18 protein-coding genes and 1 tRNA gene are annotated in these 20,682 nt (G+C 40.7%); 17 read left to right on the forward strand and 2 right to left on the reverse strand.

The features are described 5' to 3' along the window. Positions 1–3: 3 nt before the first annotated feature. Positions 4–438 (reverse strand): GPW/gp25 family protein, encoded by a 435-nt coding sequence (locus ACE5CV_RS02775; RefSeq protein ID WP_374948627.1) that lies wholly within the window; start codon positions 436–438, stop codon positions 4–6. Positions 439–642: 204 nt separating this feature from the next. Between ACE5CV_RS02775 and ACE5CV_RS02780 the strand changes: the two genes are divergently transcribed. From ACE5CV_RS02780 to ACE5CV_RS02850, 15 genes are all read left to right on the forward strand, one after another. Then, positions 643–1,158, forward strand: coding sequence for a hypothetical protein (locus tag ACE5CV_RS02780; protein ID WP_374948628.1), 516 nt, complete (start codon positions 643–645; stop codon positions 1,156–1,158). A 4-nt stretch (positions 1,159–1,162) separates the two neighbouring features. Further along, on the forward strand, positions 1,163–1,654 hold the full coding sequence (tssO, locus tag ACE5CV_RS02785) for a type VI secretion system TssO (protein WP_374948629.1): 492 nt from the start codon (positions 1,163–1,165) through the stop codon (positions 1,652–1,654). Between the two features lie 30 nt (positions 1,655–1,684). Then, a complete protein-coding gene (locus ACE5CV_RS02790; protein ID WP_374948630.1) occupies positions 1,685–2,647 on the forward strand; it encodes a PKD domain-containing protein in 963 nt (320 codons plus the stop codon). A gap of 25 nt (positions 2,648–2,672) precedes the next feature. Next, positions 2,673–5,042, forward strand: a complete 2,370-nt coding sequence (tssR, locus tag ACE5CV_RS02795; protein WP_374948631.1) for a type VI secretion system protein TssR domain-containing protein — start codon at positions 2,673–2,675, stop codon at positions 5,040–5,042. Between the two features lie 10 nt (positions 5,043–5,052). Then, entirely contained in the window at positions 5,053–7,533 is a 2,481-nt protein-coding gene (locus tag ACE5CV_RS02800; protein ID WP_374948632.1) for an ATP-dependent Clp protease ATP-binding subunit, read from the forward strand. Positions 7,534–7,620: 87 nt separating this feature from the next. Then, the gene (locus ACE5CV_RS02805) at positions 7,621–8,070 is read left to right on the forward strand and encodes a hypothetical protein (protein ID WP_374948633.1); all 450 of its coding nucleotides are present in this window, start codon (positions 7,621–7,623) and stop codon (positions 8,068–8,070) included. 9 nt (positions 8,071–8,079) lie between these two features. Further along, positions 8,080–9,468, forward strand: coding sequence for a DUF5458 family protein (locus ACE5CV_RS02810; protein WP_374948634.1), 1,389 nt, complete (start codon positions 8,080–8,082; stop codon positions 9,466–9,468). 70 nt (positions 9,469–9,538) lie between these two features. Next, entirely contained in the window at positions 9,539–10,150 is a 612-nt protein-coding gene (locus ACE5CV_RS02815; protein ID WP_374948635.1) for an NAD(P)H-dependent oxidoreductase, read from the forward strand. A 109-nt stretch (positions 10,151–10,259) separates the two neighbouring features. Continuing rightward, positions 10,260–10,661, forward strand: coding sequence for a type VI secretion system tube protein TssD (gene tssD / locus ACE5CV_RS02820; RefSeq protein ID WP_374948636.1), 402 nt, complete (start codon positions 10,260–10,262; stop codon positions 10,659–10,661). 44 nt (positions 10,662–10,705) lie between these two features. After that, positions 10,706–11,098, forward strand: coding sequence for a type VI secretion system tube protein TssD (gene tssD / locus ACE5CV_RS02825; RefSeq protein WP_374948637.1), 393 nt, complete (start codon positions 10,706–10,708; stop codon positions 11,096–11,098). 131 nt (positions 11,099–11,229) lie between these two features. Then, positions 11,230–11,784 (forward strand): hypothetical protein, encoded by a 555-nt coding sequence (locus ACE5CV_RS02830; protein WP_374948638.1) that lies wholly within the window; start codon positions 11,230–11,232, stop codon positions 11,782–11,784. 9 nt (positions 11,785–11,793) lie between these two features. Continuing rightward, positions 11,794–12,588 (forward strand): hypothetical protein, encoded by a 795-nt coding sequence (locus ACE5CV_RS02835; protein ID WP_374948639.1) that lies wholly within the window; start codon positions 11,794–11,796, stop codon positions 12,586–12,588. A 124-nt stretch (positions 12,589–12,712) separates the two neighbouring features. After that, positions 12,713–14,554, forward strand: coding sequence for a type VI secretion system Vgr family protein (locus ACE5CV_RS02840; RefSeq protein ID WP_374948640.1), 1,842 nt, complete (start codon positions 12,713–12,715; stop codon positions 14,552–14,554). A gap of 2 nt (positions 14,555–14,556) precedes the next feature. After that, positions 14,557–16,230, forward strand: coding sequence for a glycoside hydrolase family 19 protein (locus tag ACE5CV_RS02845; protein ID WP_374948641.1), 1,674 nt, complete (start codon positions 14,557–14,559; stop codon positions 16,228–16,230). A 1-nt stretch (position 16,231) separates the two neighbouring features. Continuing rightward, on the forward strand, positions 16,232–16,669 hold the full coding sequence (locus ACE5CV_RS02850; RefSeq protein WP_374948642.1) for a hypothetical protein: 438 nt from the start codon (positions 16,232–16,234) through the stop codon (positions 16,667–16,669). A 373-nt stretch (positions 16,670–17,042) separates the two neighbouring features. On the opposite strand, the gene ACE5CV_RS02855 is transcribed toward ACE5CV_RS02850, so the two are convergent. After that, a tRNA-Asp gene (locus ACE5CV_RS02855) sits at positions 17,043–17,116 on the reverse strand. 172 nt (positions 17,117–17,288) lie between these two features. Between ACE5CV_RS02855 and ACE5CV_RS02860 the strand changes: the two genes are divergently transcribed. Then, a complete protein-coding gene (locus ACE5CV_RS02860; RefSeq protein WP_374948643.1) occupies positions 17,289–18,773 on the forward strand; it encodes a xylulokinase in 1,485 nt (494 codons plus the stop codon). Between the two features lie 103 nt (positions 18,774–18,876). Beyond that, the gene (locus ACE5CV_RS02865; RefSeq protein WP_374948644.1) at positions 18,877–20,562 is read left to right on the forward strand and encodes a sodium/solute symporter; all 1,686 of its coding nucleotides are present in this window, start codon (positions 18,877–18,879) and stop codon (positions 20,560–20,562) included. Positions 20,563–20,682 lie beyond the last annotated feature (120 nt).

Below are 20,682 nucleotides of genomic sequence, written 5' to 3' on the forward strand. Positions count from 1 at the left end.
TGGTTAGGCGCAAAGTGGGCTTAAATATAGTGATGTTGAGAATACATAATTCTCCCCGGTTTTTTGGATACGGGCCTTAACAATAATTTCCACCTGCTTTTTTATCTCAGTAATGTTTCTTAATGGATAAAATTTATTTACTTCTTTAATATAAACATCAACGCCTACATCATAAATACGCTTTTCATATGTATTTATTGAGCGTAAAAGAGACTGTCTCAACTTTTCTTCCCAAATACTTTCGCTTATTATAAGCTCAAAATCCAGGTCCCAGATCTCACAGCCAAAGTCTTGCATATAACGGTGCTCCCCATAACGGGTAAAAATTATAAGTTCAATATATTGAGATATTGATGCTCCAACGTCTTGTTTATCAAGGTCATTTCCCTGGAAAACATGGGATAATCGAAAGGGTTTTTTATAGAGAGGTATAGACATAAAACTTTCGCCTGGGTAATATTTATATTAAGTTTTCACTATACGTAAACAAAACTTTCGCTAAATAGTTGTAAAGGCGTTGCATATGTAAAAAAGTTGCTTTTAATTAAAGACAGGCAGCTTGCGCTTTTTCCTCTGACGGAAAGATCCGGTTGCGTTGAAGGCGAAGAATAATAACACTTAAGCTTTAAAATCTTTCACAAAATGAAGCCGGTAAATAACCGCGATCTGCGAAACGCTTACATAAGGTTTATCGCCTATTTTATTGTACTGCTGCTGTTCAGCATAACCACTGTTTATTTTTTCTTTCTTACTTCAAAACGTGAAATGGTGCTACTGAACGCGAAAGTAAAAGAATCAGAAAAATTGATATCTGTTCGCAATGATATCAACAACAATTTCGATATTATTTTACTCCGCCTGCAACAGCTGTCGCAATACACGAAACTAAACTCGGCAGAGCTAAATAATCAAAGTTTATTGCTCAACGAAATTCAAGAAAACAACCTTAAAATCCAGGCGCGGCTGCAACAAAACCCATTGCCGCTTAAAAGCTTTGAACTTTATAAAAAATTAAGCGATAATATAAGTACTGCTGCGAATATCAAAGATTCTTTATTTACTACACGTTTTCAGATTGAAAGCCTGCGGTCGCAGCTTGAATCCTGTAACAAAACCAATACTTCAGCAATAAATAAACTTAAAGGTTTTTCAAGGTAAGATTATGATGAAATTAAGCTTAAAAGAACGGCGCGATAAATTTTTCTTCTTTTTGGTTTTATTCCTGTTCACAGCCGGTATATTGTGTACCGCTATATTTTATAACTATAGTAATAAGACGGATATATCTAAAAGCGAATTTGCAAAACGTTTACAGGAAGAAAATCAGTTCGAAAATACCGTTGCCCAAGCACAGCCTGTTATTGATACTACTTACTTACACATAGTAAAATTCAATCCAAACGTACAGGCTTTATTTCTTGAGAATGACATTAAGGCTGCTATTGGGTCAATGCACGCATACTACAGCAGTCACCCTTATGATAGTCGGTATAAATGTTTTCTCTATGCTTCTAAAATTCAGGAAAGCCTGTTTTATGATAAACGCGAATTGCGGGGCAACTATAATGATATTGCCCGTCTTAATAAACTATCAGATGATTGTAAGTTATCAACACGTCAATTACAGCAGAGCTTTGGTTCTGCCAGGCAATAACCCATCCGTTTAATATAAATTATACAACCCATGGAAGACGATTACAACAATGGCAGACCGATTAACACCAACCGGCAAAACTATGTACTACTCTATATTATAGTTGGTATACTATTGCTGGCCGGCCTCATCTTTCTTTTTAAGAGTTCCATTTTCGACAAGCGCTCTATCGACGCTAAAATACTCAAAAGTGAGATTTATTTAAATGAAGAACTTGTTTACTCTGATAATACCACCGGAGCAAAAACATGGTTATGGGAATTTGGAAACGGCGACCATGCCAATACTCAAAATGGAACGTACCATTTTAAAGCGCCGGGCGCTTATATAGTGCGGGTAACAGTAGATGGTAAACTTCAGCAGCAATTCCCCATAGATGTGAAAGACACTGTCGTGGCGCCAGTTAAAGATACGCTGTTGACTATTAACGGGCCAACACAAGGAATTGTTAACGAAGAAGTAAGACTGGAAGCGCAAGGGCAGGCAAGGATCTTTGAATGGTCATTTGGCGAAACAGGCCGGATAGATGTTAAAGGCCCTACAGCGCTTTATATTTACCATGCACCGGGAACCTACTTTATAAAGCTTGCTACAGATAACAGCAGACACCCGGTGTTCCACAAAATATTAATTACCGATCCGGATTCTACTGTCAACGCAGTTATAACCCCCGGCGAAGGTGAACGAAAGGTTATCGATGATATCCGCTCGCACCTTCAGGCTATTGCCAATGGCGCCGATTTTAATACGCAATATTACTATTTGGTAAATAAGTATTTCTGCGGGGATGAAAAAGTAACTGTTAACGTAGATGCCAACGGCGAAGAAAAGCAGACGGATTTTTATTCATACTGCATGCGCCTTACGTTTGGCGGTGGGATTAGTATTGATGAAGCGCAGGTTACCCTACGGCCAAAATCAACCTGTTCCAGCCTGCTAACTGTTAAACAACACTCTGCCGCAACCGGTTCTGGTATCAAAAAAACCAAATGATCTGTTACCTTATTGACTACATGCTATGAAAAATATAATATCATTCTTTGCCACCTTTATTGCAATAACTGCGAGCGCACAGTCGCCGGTTACTATCGGTAAAAAAGTGGCCACCCTACCTGCCGCTTATCAAAAACCGACCGATCAAACAAACATGTATAGCGATGGCAAGTCTACATCGCTGCCATGGATCGTTTTTTCGGACCGCGATGAGAACTATACTTATACAGCTCCGGGTGGTTCACTGGTAATGAAAAAGATAAAGTTTATGGAGCCTTTTTATGTTAGTAAAGAAAGCAACGGTTACCTTAAATTAATAAAATATCAACCGGGCATGATACAGGGACGTAAATTGGTTAACAAGAAAGCTGCCCAAAGCTACGGTTGGATTAGTAAAGATAAAGTACTGCTTTGGCAGTCGGCCTATGTAAACCAGCACAGCGGTTATCCGCAAAAAGCATTAACCGTGGTTTCGGGCAAAGGCCCGTTAACTTATCCGGGTATTTACTATGACAGGAGCGATTCTTTGTATGTGTTTACCTCGCCGGAAATGGAGCACCGCAAAAATAAAGTGGCCATTAACCAACTGCTTTATGTATTTAAAAAATCTTCAGACGGAAAAAACGTACTGGTAGGTTCTGAAGGGCAATTAGTGGCAGACAGTGCTGCAATGAGCGTATATGGCTGGGTGCCTGCTGATGCTGTGCACATTTGGGGCGACAGGCTTTACATAGGCTCTGTTAAAAACGATTACGATACCGATGATTCTGTGGCGACAATATTGAACCAATCATTGCATTCCAATACTACGGGAACACAGTTTGCTTTTGATCCGCTCATTGACACCGATCAACCCGTACTACGGACTTTACCTGTTATAGATTATCCTGTCGGCAGCAAATCGTCAGGTGATATGCAGGTGGGTATTGCCACAGATGTATATGATAAATCGCACAACAGCGTTATCAACATCAGGGGCGGCCACTTGTCTTACAAAGAATACCTTGATATCCGAAAAAATCTCCATAAAATAAATGTAGTATTTGTAGTAGATGGCGGCAGTGCAATGCGCAGCTATTTCTCCGGCCTAACCAATACGATCCAATCATTTGAGAGTGTATTTAGTAACTATAATAAAGGCAACAAGATCAATTATGGTGCTGTAGTCTATCGCGATCAAACTGATTGTACAACCGGGGGGGTAAAACAACAAGCGTTCAGTACAGACTATCGTCAAGTGATCCGCTTTCTTGATAAAGAAGCGGCAGTAACGGCAAATTGCACAGCCGCAGTCAACAGTCAGCCTGTGTTTGACGGTTTACATACATCACTTGGCATGTTCAAGACCCATAGGAACGAAACTAATTTAATCGTGCTGATTGGTAGTACCGGCAATGATCGTAGCGATGCGGGTCGGCTATCTGATATTTCATACGAAGTAGCTGCTGCCGATGCCCGGATCTTAGCCATTCAGGTTTATAGTGACTATAACTCGATCTATAACGACTTTGTGATCCAATCGCGTAAACTCGTATCAGAATCTGCCTCATTATTAGCCGAACGTAAAAAGAATAGGATGGTAATTGGCGAGGGTTTAAGCAATTCACAGCAATTTAACACGTCGCTGTCTGATTCAATCTCTTTTTATCTCGATTATCCTAAAAACAGTATGATTCAGGGTGCCGTGGTCTTCCCTCCTAAAGGCGTTGTTAAGACAAATAAGGCTATGGAGGCATCTCTGAAAAGATTAATGTCTGAAACCCAAAGTGAAATTCGTACGCAAACTCACTCTCTTGATAGTGTTTTTAGGCTTACCGGCCGTGAACATCAATATGTTACACCGGTAGTTATGTCCCAATTTACGGCACCGGTTTCAGATACACTCGGCGATAATCTGCCGCACAATGCTTTTAAATATTACCTCACTGCCAACTTGCCGGTTAGTGTTGTTAAGGATAACCCGTCGCAGTTGCAATTTTTGGTTATTTTAAATGACCAGGAATTTAAGCAAATGTCTGATATCCTATCAATGATGATAGGCGAAAACTTGCAACAGGATGCAGGCAATTATCGCAGTAAGCTTTATAAAAACTATATCAACGTTGTAAAAAAATATATGGGTCTGGATATGGAAACTTTGGAAATTAAAAACATGAAGCTTAGCGACTACATCCAGAAAACCACCGGCATGGTTGTACCTGAGGGGAAAGCGTTTGGTAATTATAGAGTAATTGACCTAAAGCACAATAACCATATGCCGCAACAACCATTTGAGGCGTATATTAACTATCTGATAAAGTGTCGTAACAATATTAAGCAGCAGGCGCTGGTGTCACAACATTTTATATCCAATGGCAAAACTTATTATTATATAACCCAGGCTAACTGGCAATAACAACACACCTATGAGCATTATCAGTTTAAGTGAATCTGTAAAAACAGCTGTAAGAGTTGCCCAGGCTTTTGCTAAGGAATACCACCACAAAGAATTTGGCCCGGCGCATTTACTCAAAGGATTAATGCACCAGGAGGTTGGATTGCGGGGCTTTTTAACTTCGCATGCTAAAGACCCCGCCTACATTAGCGATTGGGCAGATGTTCGCATAGAAGATTACCCTCAGTCTATCACTGTTCCTGATGAGATGTTAGGTAACGATGCCATAAAGCAGGTTTTTGAAGAAGCCGACAATGTGCGTATCAAATTGGGGTTGGATACTATTAACCCGGTTTGCACGCTGATTGCCCTTTCGAAACCGAATGTTGGGTTTGATAGCGGCCAGCTTAAGTCTTTCCCGATCAAAGAAAAAGATCTGCTGGATATTTACCTGCAGGATAAGGGGGTGCAGCAAGCAGTTGCACAAACCGGCGAAGGTAGCGAAATGCCCAACACTGCTGAAGGTGCCAGGGCAAACGGAGCACTTTTAAAATACTGCATTGACCGTACCGATCTGGCGCGGCAGGGGAAGATAGACCCGATTATTGGGCGCGATAAAGAAACAAGGATGGTGATGGAGATTTTAAGCCGCCGCACCAAACCTAATGTAATTATAACCGGCGATGCAGGTGTAGGCAAAACGGCGTTGGTAGACGGCTTTGCTTTAGACATTATAAATAACCAGGTACCTCAGTCGTTGCTAAATGTGAATCTGTTCGAACTTGACCTCGGGTCGCTTATTGCCGGGGCATCTTACAAAGGTGAAATTGAAGACAGGTTAAAAAACATTTTGAGGGAAATAAAGCAATATGATAAAGCAATTTTATTCATCGATGAAATCCACACCTTACTTGATAACAAAGGTCCTATAGGCGGTGGGGTTGGTAACCTCCTTAAACCAGAACTTGCCCGGGGCGAAATCACTGTTATAGGTGCTACAACAATTGACGAGTATCGTAAAATTATTGAACCCGAACAGGCCTTTAGTCGGCGGTTTGAGGTGTTACAGGTAAACGAGCCGGATACAGATACAGCAATTAAAATGCTGGAAAGGTTAGTGCCTTACTATGAAGATCACCATAGTCTTAAAATTAATAATGAGGCTGTACAAGATTGCGTTCGTTTAGCTAAGCGCTATATGAAAGACCGTCGCCTGCCCGATTCTGCGTTTGATTTGATGGATCGTACCATGGCAGCCATCCGGCTCATGAACGATACCTCGGATATGACGCTTATCGAGCTTACCGGAAAATTTGAAGATTTGAAATCAACTGCTGATGCGGAAATTGCCGACTACAAATGGCTTTACAACCTCATGCAGAATAAGGTGAGTGCTGTTTTACTTGGCAAATTGCAGGATGAAACACAGGTAGCAGCCTTTGAAACGCCCGAAGAATACATTGGTTATTTTGAAAAAAACCTTCCCGCTTTGGAAAGCTTAGCTAAAAGCAAGACCAGCGAGGTGGATAAGCAAGATATAGCTGCCATAATTTCTTACAAAACAGGCATTCCATTAGGAAAGATCCAGGCCCAGGAGAAAGAAAGGTTGTTAAACATGGAAGGCTTTTTAAAGAAACGCGTTGTAGGGCAAGACCAGGCGCTTAAAGCTGTTGCCGACGCTATATTAGAATCGCGAAGCGGCTTAAATAAAAAAGGACAGCCAATTGGCTCATTTTTTCTACTTGGCCCAACGGGTACCGGTAAAACCGAACTTGCTAAATCTATTGCCGATTTTTTATTCAACGATGAAAAAGCAATGATTCGCTTTGATATGTCGGAATTTAAAGAGGAGCATTCTGCTGCGTTGCTTTATGGCGCCCCTCCAGGGTATGTTGGTTACGAGGAGGGCGGTTTGTTGGTTAACAAAATCAGGCAACAGCCTTATTCTGTATTACTGTTTGATGAAATTGAAAAAGCGCACCCTTCCGTTTTTGATATCTTTTTACAGATTTTGGATGAAGGGCATATGCACGACAGGTTGGGTAAAGAAGGCGATTTTTCTAATGCACTTATCTTATTTACCTCTAATATTGGCAGCGAGTGGATAGCCGAACAGCTTAGCCAGGGATACATGCCAACCTCCAATCAATTAATGGAAGTGATGGCACGTCATTTCAGACCCGAATTTTTGGCCCGATTGTCTGAAATAGTCCCTTTCGCTCCTATATCTGAAAACAATGTAGTTAGGATATTTGATATTCAACTAAAAAGCCTCATAGAGCCACTTAACAAGATGGGGATTGAGTTTCAAATTAGCGACGATGCAAAAAATATGCTGGCGCTTACAGGGTTTACACCTAAATATGGTGCAAGGCAATTATCAGGCGTTATCCGTAATCAGCTGCGCAGGCCAATCTCACGCTTCATTATTTCTGGCGACCTCAAAAGAGGGCAGAAAATCAATGTCTCTAAGAAGCCTGATAGCGAAGAGCTTGACTGGACAATTGATTAATTTAGAATAGATTAAGGCTATTTAACAAAACAATTTTTAGATAAAATCATTATTAATTAAATTAACTTCTTCACTTATCCCAACCCTATGTTTGAATACGAAATTGGAGGAAACGAAAAAAGAGTCGACACCTCAGAAGCTTTCGGTGAAATTGCACCAAATAAAACACTCTTCATACAAAAATTAACCGATAACGAGCCGCTGCGTCCGGAAACTGTGGAGGGTTTAAAAACTGTGGAGGAAGTTTTTAACCATTACAAACCTAACGTTAAAGTTACGCTTGACAAACAGGATGGTTCTAATGTAACCGAAACATTGAAGTTTGATAACCTTGGCGACTTTGGTGTAAAAAAACTTGTGCAGCAAAGCGGCTATCTCCGTAAACTTAACATTGAACGAGAGATGTATTTAAGTATCATTAAGCAGCTTAAAACTAACAAGACGCTTAAAACTACGCTGGATAATGATGAAACACGCTCTGCTTTTATCAGCGCACTTAAAAACTTTGTTAAAGAGCTAGACAATAACTCCAATTAATCCACCAACATGGCAGCATCTAACGAACAGGCCCACAACGATACAACATCGGCACAAGGGTATAAACAGGCTGAACGACCAGCCGCAGAAGAACTTAATTTAAATCAAAGCCTGGACAAACTTTCAAAAGTTGGCGGGTTTGATTTGTTAGAGACCACGATAGATGGTCTTCAAAACCTTAATCCTGAACGAAAAGCCCGTAAGCAAATCTTTTTAACAGATGATGAAAAGAAAGTTGAACGCGAAGAGCTAAAGCAGAAACTTAACCAGTGGATATCGGCACTGGAGACCGGCGGCTCGGTTAGTGAAATGGTTGATAAAAGTACCGAAAAGCTGCAGTCGGCCGATGAAAACCTAAATGCCAATGTCAACACGGTTTTAAAAAGCACCCGTGAACTTGAACAAGCCTACCGTTCACTTCATCTGTTTTATAAAAATACTGAAGCGGATAAATTGAAGAATGTGGTGGTTATGAATGCTGGTATGGACCAGCTTAAAGAACTGGATAACCCCCGTTTTATAGAATATGTAAATGACGAATTGAAGCAGAATTACGACAGGTTGGATCTGCGCAAAAATTATTCTATCATGGTAATTCCGGGATACCTGGGTTCTAACAAAGTGGTAGAGCGCTGGTCTAAGATGGCGTTTGAAAATAAGGTAATGCTCGTGACTGACTTTGCCGATCTTGATCAACCTGATGACGTTATAGATTTGTTCAGTGCCGCAAATCTTACAGGTGGAGAGGCTTTCAAGTCAAATACCATCATGACCTGTAACTGGCTGGTTGGCCGGGGCAAAGTTGCTGAGGTTGGCGAAGAGGATGACTTATATGTGCCGGGTTCTGCAGCCTTGGCCGGTAAAATGTATTATACGTTGATGTCGCAAGTAACAGCAGGTAAAAAACACGGTGCGATTAATGAAGCTGATGGCGTACGTTTCGATTTGAAAAAAAGCGAAATTTCTCATTTAGAACGCATTGGCTTGGTGCCAATGGTAAATGAGTATGGCAAAGTAATGGCTTTCTCAGCAAAAACGTTGTTCAATGGTGATAACATAGGTTTACAAACGTACTCGGTTGTTCGCGTTTTTGATTACATAACCAAAGTATTGTTTGACTTTTTAAACAGAAGAGCCTTCGAAAACTGGACATCAAAAACAGAGCAGGACCTGCGTTCTCAAATAGTTAAATTTTTGGATGGCATACAGGGACCTGATCGTTTAATTGAGCGATTTAAAATAGTCCGTTTTGAACGTGACGAGGTTCAAAAAGACAGGATTCACTTAGACATAAATATTACGCCATACTTCCCTGCAAAAAGCTTTGTTGTTAAATTAGATGGCCACAAAGGCGAAGATGATAACGCGGTTTGGAATACCGAGTATAAGGCCCAATAAATTTAGTGCGGCTCCCTTCTGTCAGGAATGGAGCCGCATTTAGTTAATGTAAATTTTGCTTTAGTATTACATGTCTTTATTGTTAATTGCGCTTCTTATCTTTATAGATGAAATGAAGCAGGTAGTTATCATAAATGCAGACATCGATAAAAGCGACACTACCCGTGTGCTTATTGACTCTTATAATCGGGGTGCCCGTCAGGGCGGCTCGCACATTAAAGAGATAATTATTGCCAATCTTAAGTTTAATCCCAACAAATCAATACCGGAGCGTTTGGTTGGTCCGGAGCCTGATCTTGTGGACGCGATAGATACCATTAGATGGGCTAGTCATATAGCAATTTTCTGCCCGGTTTACAAAAGTTCAATTAACTTCAAAATTAAAGGATTCTTTGAACGCGTGTTTTTACCAGACCAGGTATTTATGGTTCATCAGGGTAGATTCAGCAATGACTTTAGTGGACGTTCTGCCCGGATAATTTCTATTCTGGACGAAGACGCATGGAATGACTGGCGACTTAACCAACGGCAAACCTATTTGCCAATAAAACGGCGCGTTTTAGAGAAATGTAACTTTAAACCGGTACACACCAGCACCATTGGCTATTTACAGTCTGTTGATAATAAGTATAGTAAAAAGTGGTTAAATAAGCTTCATGACTTTGGGACCAAGCTGATATAAATAATTAAAGATTAAATTAAATTTCTACAAACAATATAAGATTGCATCTGTAGTTAATATATAAGCTCCATGGTGGGGCTTTATTACACAACCTTTAAAATTTGTCGTTATGGCTTTCAAAGCAAGATTAAATTTTTCGGGCAAAGAGTACGATGTACTTAATTGCTCTTATGCCCTAAATCGTGATGTTGACTCTAAAGGACGTCCATCATCAGGTGTTTATGGCGGAACCATCAATATTGAAGTAGAATCTACAGAAGATACTTCAATTATCGAGGCTATGGTTAACAACCAATACAAACCAATTACTGGTAATTTGTTAATTAAAAAATCGGAAGAAGATGCTAAAATGAAAGAGCTAACTTTTGAAGATGGCTACATTGTTAAGTATTCGGAAGGTTTAGACATCACCGGTGATACACCGATGAGTTACAAATTCACTATTTCGGCACGTAAACTTAGGTTAGGCAACGCTGAGCATGTGAATGATTGGCCAGGCCGTACTAACTAATTAACGGGAACTCTCCCAAATGCTTATCTTTAAAATAATCTATCATGGCTTTTAAAGCAAGAATAAATATTGGCTCAAAAGAATTTGATGTTTTACAATGCAGCTATGCATTGAGCAGAGATGTTGATGCCAAGGGCCGCCCGTCATCAGGCGTATACGGCGGAACTATCCAGGTTGAAGTAGAATCAACTGAAGATACGTCAGTTATTGAATCAATGGTTAATAACCAGTATAAACCGCTTAACGGTACAATTACTTTCAAAAAATCTGACGAGGATGCTAAGATGAAAGAACTTACATTTTCTGAAGGTTACATCATTCAGTATAATGAAGGCTTATCCATTGTAGGCAATGCACCAATGTCATTGAGTTTTGTTATCTCGGCCCGGACATTAAAAATCGGTAATGCCGAACACGAGAACGACTGGCCAAAATAAATCCTGGCTTAGACATTTTATAGAAAACGGGAGAGGTATATTAAGATCTCCCCGTTTTCTGTTTAGCACCTTTTGAAACTTACACCTGCTTCACCGCCATTTTTATTATCCCTTTTGGCGAGCTGAATAATATGAAAAGATCAACACTAATTTATAAAACCATGCTGATATGTTTATCTGTATTGGTTATTTATGGTTGTAATGATTCTGCGAAGTCGCCGGTGAATAAAACTAAAACTGCAAATACCGCATTAAAAGAGTTAGATAAAGTTTCTTTTTTAAATATGATCGATAGTGTAGTTAATGTGCTGGGTAAAAAAAATGCCACAAATCAACAGGCGGTTCAGGTAATAACTGCTTATCATTCCAGGTTTCATTTTTCGGTAGGTGGTGATACAGCGGTAACAGATACCGGGAATGTGTTTGTAAATATTGATAATAGAAAACAGTCACTATTTATACAATTCGGGTTGTCAGAAAATTACCGTAAGCAAGTTTCGTATGGCGACCTTAAAAAAAGATTTGGTGAAGGGAAAGTTGAAATTTTACCGAAAGAACCCCTGGATATACCGGTAACTTTTAAAGTTAAAGGCCAAACCGCCAATATTTTTGTAACAGCCCGTAGCAAAGGCTTTCCTGAACAACCTAAAAATGTGATTTACGATATTATCGTGTCCAAATTGTAATTACAGATCATGGCGAATCACCTGCTCTTAAGAATTAAGGAATATGATGCTCACGGAGGTCCTGTGAGTAAATCTCAGGATAAAGCTGATAAGTTCGCTGCAACACCTACTAATGCAGGTCGGTTTGTTATTCACACTATTGAAAAACATATCAGTACTCAGCGCTACTTTTGGTTTTCCGGCGTTCCGTGGGGCGCGGGCTTAAAAAACATACACGATGTTATTTATGTTGATATAAAAAATAATAATCACTGGGTAAAACTTACCAGCGTAGTGCCGCAATGGTTGGGTAACCATAGGACCGAAAGCGATGTGACCCGTAATTTAAAGAATCAATGGTATTACTTATCTAATGTAAGATCTGGCGGAGGTTTTGTCGATATGGATACGAGAGAACTACCTGACAAATGGTTTTTTAGTGATTTTGGACATATTTCAGTTAAATATTTCCCAGATCCTAATCACAACGGCATAATGGACAACAGCGAAACTTTGATGAATGATTTTATTCATACTACGCCTGATAACGAAGCAGTATCCGCATACAACCTACATCGTACACCCAGCCAGCGCCCTATTGCGCTAAACCTCGCGGAATCTCACGGATGCATTCATGTTAAACCAGTAGACATTGACATTATGATCGGTTCCGGATATTTAAAAAAAGGACAAACGATTGTAGTGCATAGCTACAATGATAAAACCATACCTGCTACAATTAAGCCGGATCGTTATACGCGCGGACATTTTGAAACTCACTTTTTTCCGGGACGTTATAAGATAGTTGTTTATAAAATAACATAGCAAATCATTAAGTTAATTTACCGATATGGCTCGTAAATAAGTATATAACAAAACAAAACGCGTATACATTAACAAGTGACTGTTTATTAAATATCATTAATCGGGTCATCAAAAAATACATCTCATGGAAAATAAGGTAATAACCAACATTTATATTGAAGGAACGGTGATCAGCCATTTTTCAAGTTTGGGCATCATGCAGCGGTTTAATGAGCACCATAGCTTTGAACTGCGCTTTAATTATGACCAGATGGAAAACTTTGGGACGCTCTCATTAGATAATTCCAAGGGATATATCGGTAAAAACATTACTATTGAGTTTGGTATAATACCCGGTCAGGAACAAGTGTTTACCGGTAAGATTACCCGGGTTGAGTTTATACATACAAATGGCTATCACGGTGAATTAGTTATTGCCGGCTATAGTCCGGGTATATTGCTGGAGCGGGGGCCTGATTTAGGTTCCTATCTTGGTAAAAATCTACAGACTATTGTAGAGCAGGCAACAGAAGATGCGCCATCAAATGATCTTAAGATGCGGATAAAACCGGTATATACGGATGCTATAGATTACATTATTCAATACAAAGAAAGCGACTTTGGATTTTTAAATCGTCTTTCGGCTGAATATCATGAATGGTTTTATTATGACGGCACCAATTTAAACTTTGGTAAGCCTGATAAACTTAAAGAAGTTTCATTGATATATGGACGTAACCTGCAAACTATGCAATATGGTTTACAGGTAGCGCCTCTTAAATATAGTAAATTTGCTTATGATCCTAAGCAGGATGAGCTCTTAACAGCGGAACCATCAGCGTCAGGCACCTCTCCTGATCTATCACATGCCATTGATGCCTCAAACCACATTTTCAGTAAATTGTACAATCAGCCTGTAGGGGTAAGGGTAAATTCAAAAAAAGAAATTGATTATTTTGTTGATAACGAACAAAAAGCTGTAGTATCTGAATTAATACGCCTTAATGGCAGCGGCGATGAGCCGCAGGTATCGCTGGGGTCTATTGTAAACATTAGCACCAGCTTACGGGGTATAACCGACTTTGAACAACACGATTTCGGAAAATTTTTAGTAACCTCGGTTTATCACCAGATAGATGGTGTAGGCCATTATCACAACACATTTGAGGCTGTGGCTGCAGATACCGAGCGGTTACCTGTTAAAGTAGTACAAAAGCCGCTCCCGGATATGCAACTGGCAACGGTGATTGATAACAACGATCCACAGGGACAAGGCCGTATTAAGGTACAGTTTAAATGGAAGTGTACATCAAATGACCCAACGGAATGGCTTCGTATTGTGTCGCCTACTGCAGGTAATGATGACCAGGGCCAAAATAACCGTGGCTTTATAGCCATACCCGAAATTAACGACCAGGTACTTATTGGTTTTGAAGAAGGCAACATTGCCCGGCCTGTTGTTATGGGCAGTGTGTATCACAGCAACAATGGCGACAGCCAGCAACAGGTTAACAATCACCTTAAAAGCATAGCTACACGCAGCGGCCATCTGATAAGTTTTGATGACAGCACAGAAACTCAAGGCATTCTGGTCACCGACCGTAAAAACAACGTTATCCGCATTGATACTAATGGAGATAACATCATCATTACAGCTAATAATGATGTCACGATTACAGCTGGCAATAATGTAAATGTAACCGCTGCCGAGAGCATGACTCTCACGGCCCGTAACCTCGACATAATTGTGGAAGAGAATATGAGTGTGCAGGTAGGCAAAGAGTCCACACAAAGTGTTGGTCAGGATTACAGTTTGATAGCCGCTAATATTTCTAAAACAGCAACCGGGAACATCACGTCCCAGTCCGAAACGCACAGTCAGCAGGCATCTAAAGAAGTAACTGTAAATAGTACAGAAGGCAATATAAACCATCATGCCAAAAAGGAAGTCAAATCTAACAGCGGAGAAAAAAGCTTATTGTTTTAACCATGGCAGGCGGAACGATTACGGAAGCAGCTGGCGGAGCAATTACCACCACAGCAAAAAATGACGTAAACATTTACGGTGATACTGTAAATCTTAACGCGTCTAAAAATGTATCAATGCATGGAGAGGATAGTGGCGTTATATTTACTAATAAACCGGAGGATCCGCCACCAGGTAAGGCCTCGGTTTTAAAGGCTTACTTCGCTAAAAAAGTGGAGAAGGATATAGTTACTAAAACAGAAAACTATACAATTGTGGCGGGTGATACACAAAAATCAATCGCATCCGGCCATGCAGGCACTAAGCTTAAGGACATACCTAGAAAACCTGTTCCCGGTAAGGTAATTGCGTTGAAATATTATGAGAAAAAATTTGTTCTGGAGCGAATTAAGAATCGCATACTGGGAGCTAAGGTTTTCCTGGTAGCAGAAACCAGTGGTTTAAAAGATGCAACATTAACCTTGCAAGTGCTTGGAAGTAATAATACAACTTTTGTAAGCCCTGATCAGACAGTGAGTGTTTTGCAAGACGGCTCAGAGAAAACAGACGTAACAGCAAAAGTTGGTGAATACAGTACTAAGACCGAATTTGATAAAGCTGAAACTGTTTTTGCAAACAAAGGGGTTGCCGAAGTAGAATTAAAGGCCAAGGATGATGCAACAGTAAAAGATTGGGCTAAAAAGATTAACGACAGTAAGGAGAAAAAAGCATATCTGCACCTTACCGTTAAGGCAGATAGTGAACAGGAAGTACAATATAATAACGAAGATGATAAGATAACTCAACCAACAAAAGACAAAGGTATTTATCTCAACAAAGCGGACCTTTGGCTAATTGTTAAAACCTGCTTTTGCGGGCGGGATATGGATAAAGATGATTTGATTATGATGGGTATTGCAGAAGCCAAGGCAACGCAATACCTTGACGGCCTAAATCAAACTTTTAAGAATTATACGATAAATACCTGTATGCGTATAACTCATTTTGTTGCTCAGATTCGGGTCGAGTCGTTAAATCTGACTGCTACGAAAGAATTTGCTAGTGGTGCGGAGTATCAGGGCAGGCTTGGTAACACCCAGGCTGGCGATGGGGTTCGTTTCAAAGGACGGGGGTTTATCCAGATTACCGGGCGAGATAATTATGCGGCATACGGAACTTTTAAAGGTGAGAACTTTACCACGGAACCTGGCAACGAAAAATTGGAGAATGCCCCTTATTGCGCAGATTCTGCAGGGTGGTATTGGAACAGACATCTTCTACCGACCGATTTAAATGTAGATGCCGACGCCGATGATGCGCTTTATTGCACCTATCGTATAAACGGTGGCTTTAACGGCTACCGTGAGCGGGAAAAAAATGCCAAAAGTATTATTAAGGCCATTGGCAATTGCGTCAATACAGACCTTTCCAAAAAAGGTACTTATACCTTGGCTACAAGTAAATGCTATAATTACAAAGATGCGGTTTACAAATGGGCTAAATTATTGTACGAGGAGCATGATGCTGTATCAACCGATGAAACCTCCAAACAGGCATATCAGCGATTTATTACTTTGGCCCAACCAGATGTAGACAAGATTAATGCAAAATTAAGCCACAAACCGCCAAAAGTAGTAACTAAATCAGAAAGAACGTTACTGGAGCACTATAATACAGCTAAAGATCGAAGCCAATAATATGAAAAAAATAATCCTACTACTATTTGTGATATTTTCCTTATGCATAGCATATGCAAATACTGGAAGTAAACCATCCATTTGTTTTGTTAGAGATTACGTTTATACATCTGATATTGAGACCGATCCTTGCGCCGGTGCACAATTAATGTTGCGTGTTAAAAAAGAAAATAAGAAACTTTGGTGCACCATCACTGTCGACGACAAAAAGATATCTGGCTTTCTGGTAAAAAATAATGATTCCTCCAACAAACAGTTCCCTGAGTTATATGATTTTCATAGAAATAGTAAACCAGCTAATACTTTGCTTTTTGTAAACTTCCACATTGATAGTGGCCTTTACAAAGCTGATATAATCAATGAAAAATGGATTCAGCAATTTAAGCCATGTTTTGATCACAAGGGCATTACATTGCAGGTGGTGAATAACAATTTATAAAACCTTCTACAATACAATCTTCTTGAAATATTTTTGCTTTATACCTAATATACAAACGGCATCACTTCGCCCTTAATCAATTTTACGTTATAAAAATCAATTAGTACTGTTAGATGCATAGTATTCTTCTCTGACTTAAGGTCCAATCTATAATAGCGTATTTGACAGATCCGGTTATCAATTTAAACGCGACTAGCGGATCTTGCCCCATTCATGGGGGCGCTGTGAACGTTATTATTGGCAGCGGTTATCGGCTCACCGAATTGCTCACCTTTTTTATGCTAAAACATACATGGTTTGGTTTTTGGATAAAACAAAGAAGCCTGTAAATCGGTGATTTACAGGCTTTAGGCAATTTTACATTGTCTTGCTGCGGAATGGACGGGACTCGAACCCGCGACCTCCTGCGTGACAGGCAGGCATTCTAACCAGCTGAACTACCACTCCGTTTGGGACTGCAAATATACGCCTCTTTTTCTTTTACACAAGTCGTTTTTAAAAAAATATCAAATATTTAGATTTTGGCTTATTTGAGGCAATTTATGCCTTTCTCAAAAAATACTTTAAATTCGTTGTTCGACACCTGTTATTATCAAACTATAATTTAACTAACACACACATGCTATTACTAGGCATCGATATTGGTACGTCATCTGTAAAAGTGTGTGTTGTTGACGCTCATGATCAACGGGTTATTGCATCAGCTCAATATCCGGATCAGGAATCGCCTATTATCGCCCTGCAAACAGGCTGGGCAGAGCAGTCGCCGGATATGTGGTGGCAGCAAACAGGGCAGGCTATTGCAATGTGTCACAAAAAGGGCAGATATCATCCTAAAGATATATCGGCAATAGGTATAGCGTACCAGATGCACGGATTGGTTTTGGTTGATAAGGAGCAAAAGGTTTTACGCAACAGCATCATCTGGTGCGATAGCCGCGCAGTTAAAATTGGCGACAAAGCATTTGAAGACATTGGGCATGAAGCCTGCTTATCACACATGCTTAATTCGCCGGGAAATTTTACTGCTGCCAAGTTGGCCTGGGTTAAACAGAACGAGCCGGAAATATACGAGCAGGTAGATAAGGTAATGCTGCCGGGAGATTATATTGCCATGAAGCTTACCGGCGAGATCACTACATCTGCATCGGCATTATCAGAAGGCATCTTCTTTGACTTCCAATTTAACGGCTTATCAAAAGATATTACCGACTACTTTGATTTCGATAAAGAACTGTTCCCAACAGTAAAGCCGGTATTCTCGTCGCATGGGCGCATTACTACGGCAGTCGCAAATGCCTTGCAGCTTACTGCGGGCGTACCGGTTACTTATAAAGCAGGCGATCAGCCTAATAACGCGCTGGCGTTAAATGTTCTGAAACCCGGCGAGGTTGCTGCTACTGCGGGCACATCCGGTGTTATTTACGGTGTGAGCGATCAACTTGCTTACGATGTACAATCCCGGGTTAATACCTTTGCACATGTAAATTATACGGCCGAGCGTAAACGATTGGGAGTTTTATTATGCATTAACGGCACGGGCAGTTTATACCGCTGGATAAAAACTTCGTTTGGTTCGGCATTAAGCTATAGGGAAATGAACGAGGTTGCTAGAAAGGCCCCGGCAGGCAGCGACGGCTTGCGGATACTTCCCTTTGGCAACGGTGCCGAGCGAATGCTTAATAACAAGCAGGTTGGCGCGCACATACTAAACATCGACCTTAACCTGCACAGTCAGGCACACGTATTCCGCGCGGCTAATGAGGGTATCGCCTGCGCGTTCAGATACGGACTGGATATAATGCGCGGTAATGGCATGCACCCTACGGTTATACGTGCCGGGCGCACCAATATGTTTTTAAGTGATTTATTTGCCGAAACTTTTGTGAATGCCACAGGTGTGCCGGTAGAACTGTATGATAACGATGGCAGCATGGGCGCGGCGTTAGGAGCCGGTATAGGTGCAGAGATCTTTGCATCGGCGGCCGAGGCTTTCAGCAACAGCAAACCGGTTGCATACATCGAACCAACCAATACTCAGCAATTTGATGTAATCTATCAAAGCTGGGTAATGCTTTTGCAGGAGCATTTGGGTAAACTGTAAATACATAATTAGCCGCTAATTATCGCCGGCGTTTGAATAAGCCGTATAATATAGCTATAATAGCCCAACCAAATTTTTAACCAAATTTATACCTACAAGTTACATGAGCACCCTATCAAACGGCGATTACGTTGTATTTGTAATTTATTTCATTGTTGTATCCTGCTATGGTTTTTGGATCTACAAGCGAAAACATAATGCGGACGCAACCTCGAAAGATTATTTCCTTGCGGAAGGCTCCCTAACCTGGTGGGCTATTGGCGCCTCACTTATCGCGTCAAATATCTCTGCCGAGCAATTTATTGGCACCAGCGGCTCGGCCTTCAAAATGGGTTTGGCTATCTCTACTTATGAGTGGATGGCAGCGGCCACCCTGATTATTGTCGCGATATTCTTTATCCCAATTTATCTAAAAAATAAGATCTTCACCATGCCGCAGTTTCTGCATCAGCGGTATAACGGCACGGTGGCAATGGTTATGGCTATTTTCTGGCTGTTACTTTATATCATTGTTAATTTAATGTCCATCCTTTATCTGGGCGCCCTGGCGATACACGGAATTTCGGGTTTAGACATCAGGTTATGTATATCGTTACTTGCGGTTTTTGCTGTGGTCATCACACTTGGTGGTATGAAGGTTATTGGATATACCGACGTTATACAGGTAGCCGTGCTGATATTGGGCGGCTTAGCCGCTACTTATATAGGCTTGGGCGAACTGACAAAAAATGCTTCGGACCACTCTATACTGGCCGGGCTTAAAACACTCCATGCAGAAGCTACCGATCACTTCCATATGATCTTAAAAAAGGATAATAAAAGCTATCTTGACCTTCCCGGTTTATCTGTATTGATTGGTGGTATGTGGATAGTGAACCTAAATTATTGGGGCTGCAACCAGTACATTACCCAACGCGCTTTAGGTGCCGATTTAAAAACTGCCCGCGCGGGCCTGCTATTCGCAGCGTTTTTAAAGTTGTTGATGCCCATCATTGTGGTATTGCCCGGGATAGCAGCTTATGTATTGTACCAGCGCGGCATGTTCCATCAGGAGATGCTAAGCTCAAAAAGTATTGTAGACTATAATAAAGCCTACCCAACACTTCTAAACTTATTGCCGACCTATTTGAAGGGGCTTTCATTTGCGGCGCTTACAGCTGCCATTGTAGCATCGCTGGCGGGCAAGGCAAATAGTATCGCTACTATTTTCACTTTAGATATTTATAAAAAAGCAATTAATCCAGATGCTACCGATAAAAAACTGGTGCTGCTGGGTAAATGGTCGGTTGTGGTAGCCATGGCCTTAGGGGTGATTATGTCATTGATAATAGGCGAGCAGTTAATGGGCGAAGGCAAGCAGGGTTTCCAATATATCCAGGAATATACCGGCTTTGTATCGCCTGGCATCTTCGCCATGTTCATCTTAGGCTTTTTCTGGAAGAAAGCCACTTCAAACGCGGCGCTATTTGCTACCATCGGCGGATTTATCTTCTCTGTAGTCTTCAAATTTTTACCATACTACGCAAACCTGGCATTTATGGCACCTTATGGTTTTTCAAAAATAAATGAAAAGGGAGTTTACGAAATCCCCTTTATAGACAGGATGGGCTTTGTATTTCTCATCTGCGTTATTGGTATGTATATTATATCTAAGATAGATGGCGCCAAAGGAGTTACCACGAATGGCTTGGAGATCGATTCGTCTATGTTTAAAACATCACGGGCGTTTACAGCCGGCGCGCTGATAGTTGGCGGTATCATCGTAGCGCTGTATTCATTCTTCTGGTAAGAATACTCGGGACAGATAATAGGGTGGCCACGGGGTAATTCCCTTGGCCATTTTTGCTTTTATGTAGTTAGCTAATCGTAATACGCGGCAATTTTAATGAGTGCCTGGTCATTACCCACC

The sequence above is a fragment of the Mucilaginibacter sp. genome (genome assembly GCF_964263795.1).
GTDB lineage: Bacteria > Bacteroidota > Bacteroidia > Sphingobacteriales > Sphingobacteriaceae > Mucilaginibacter.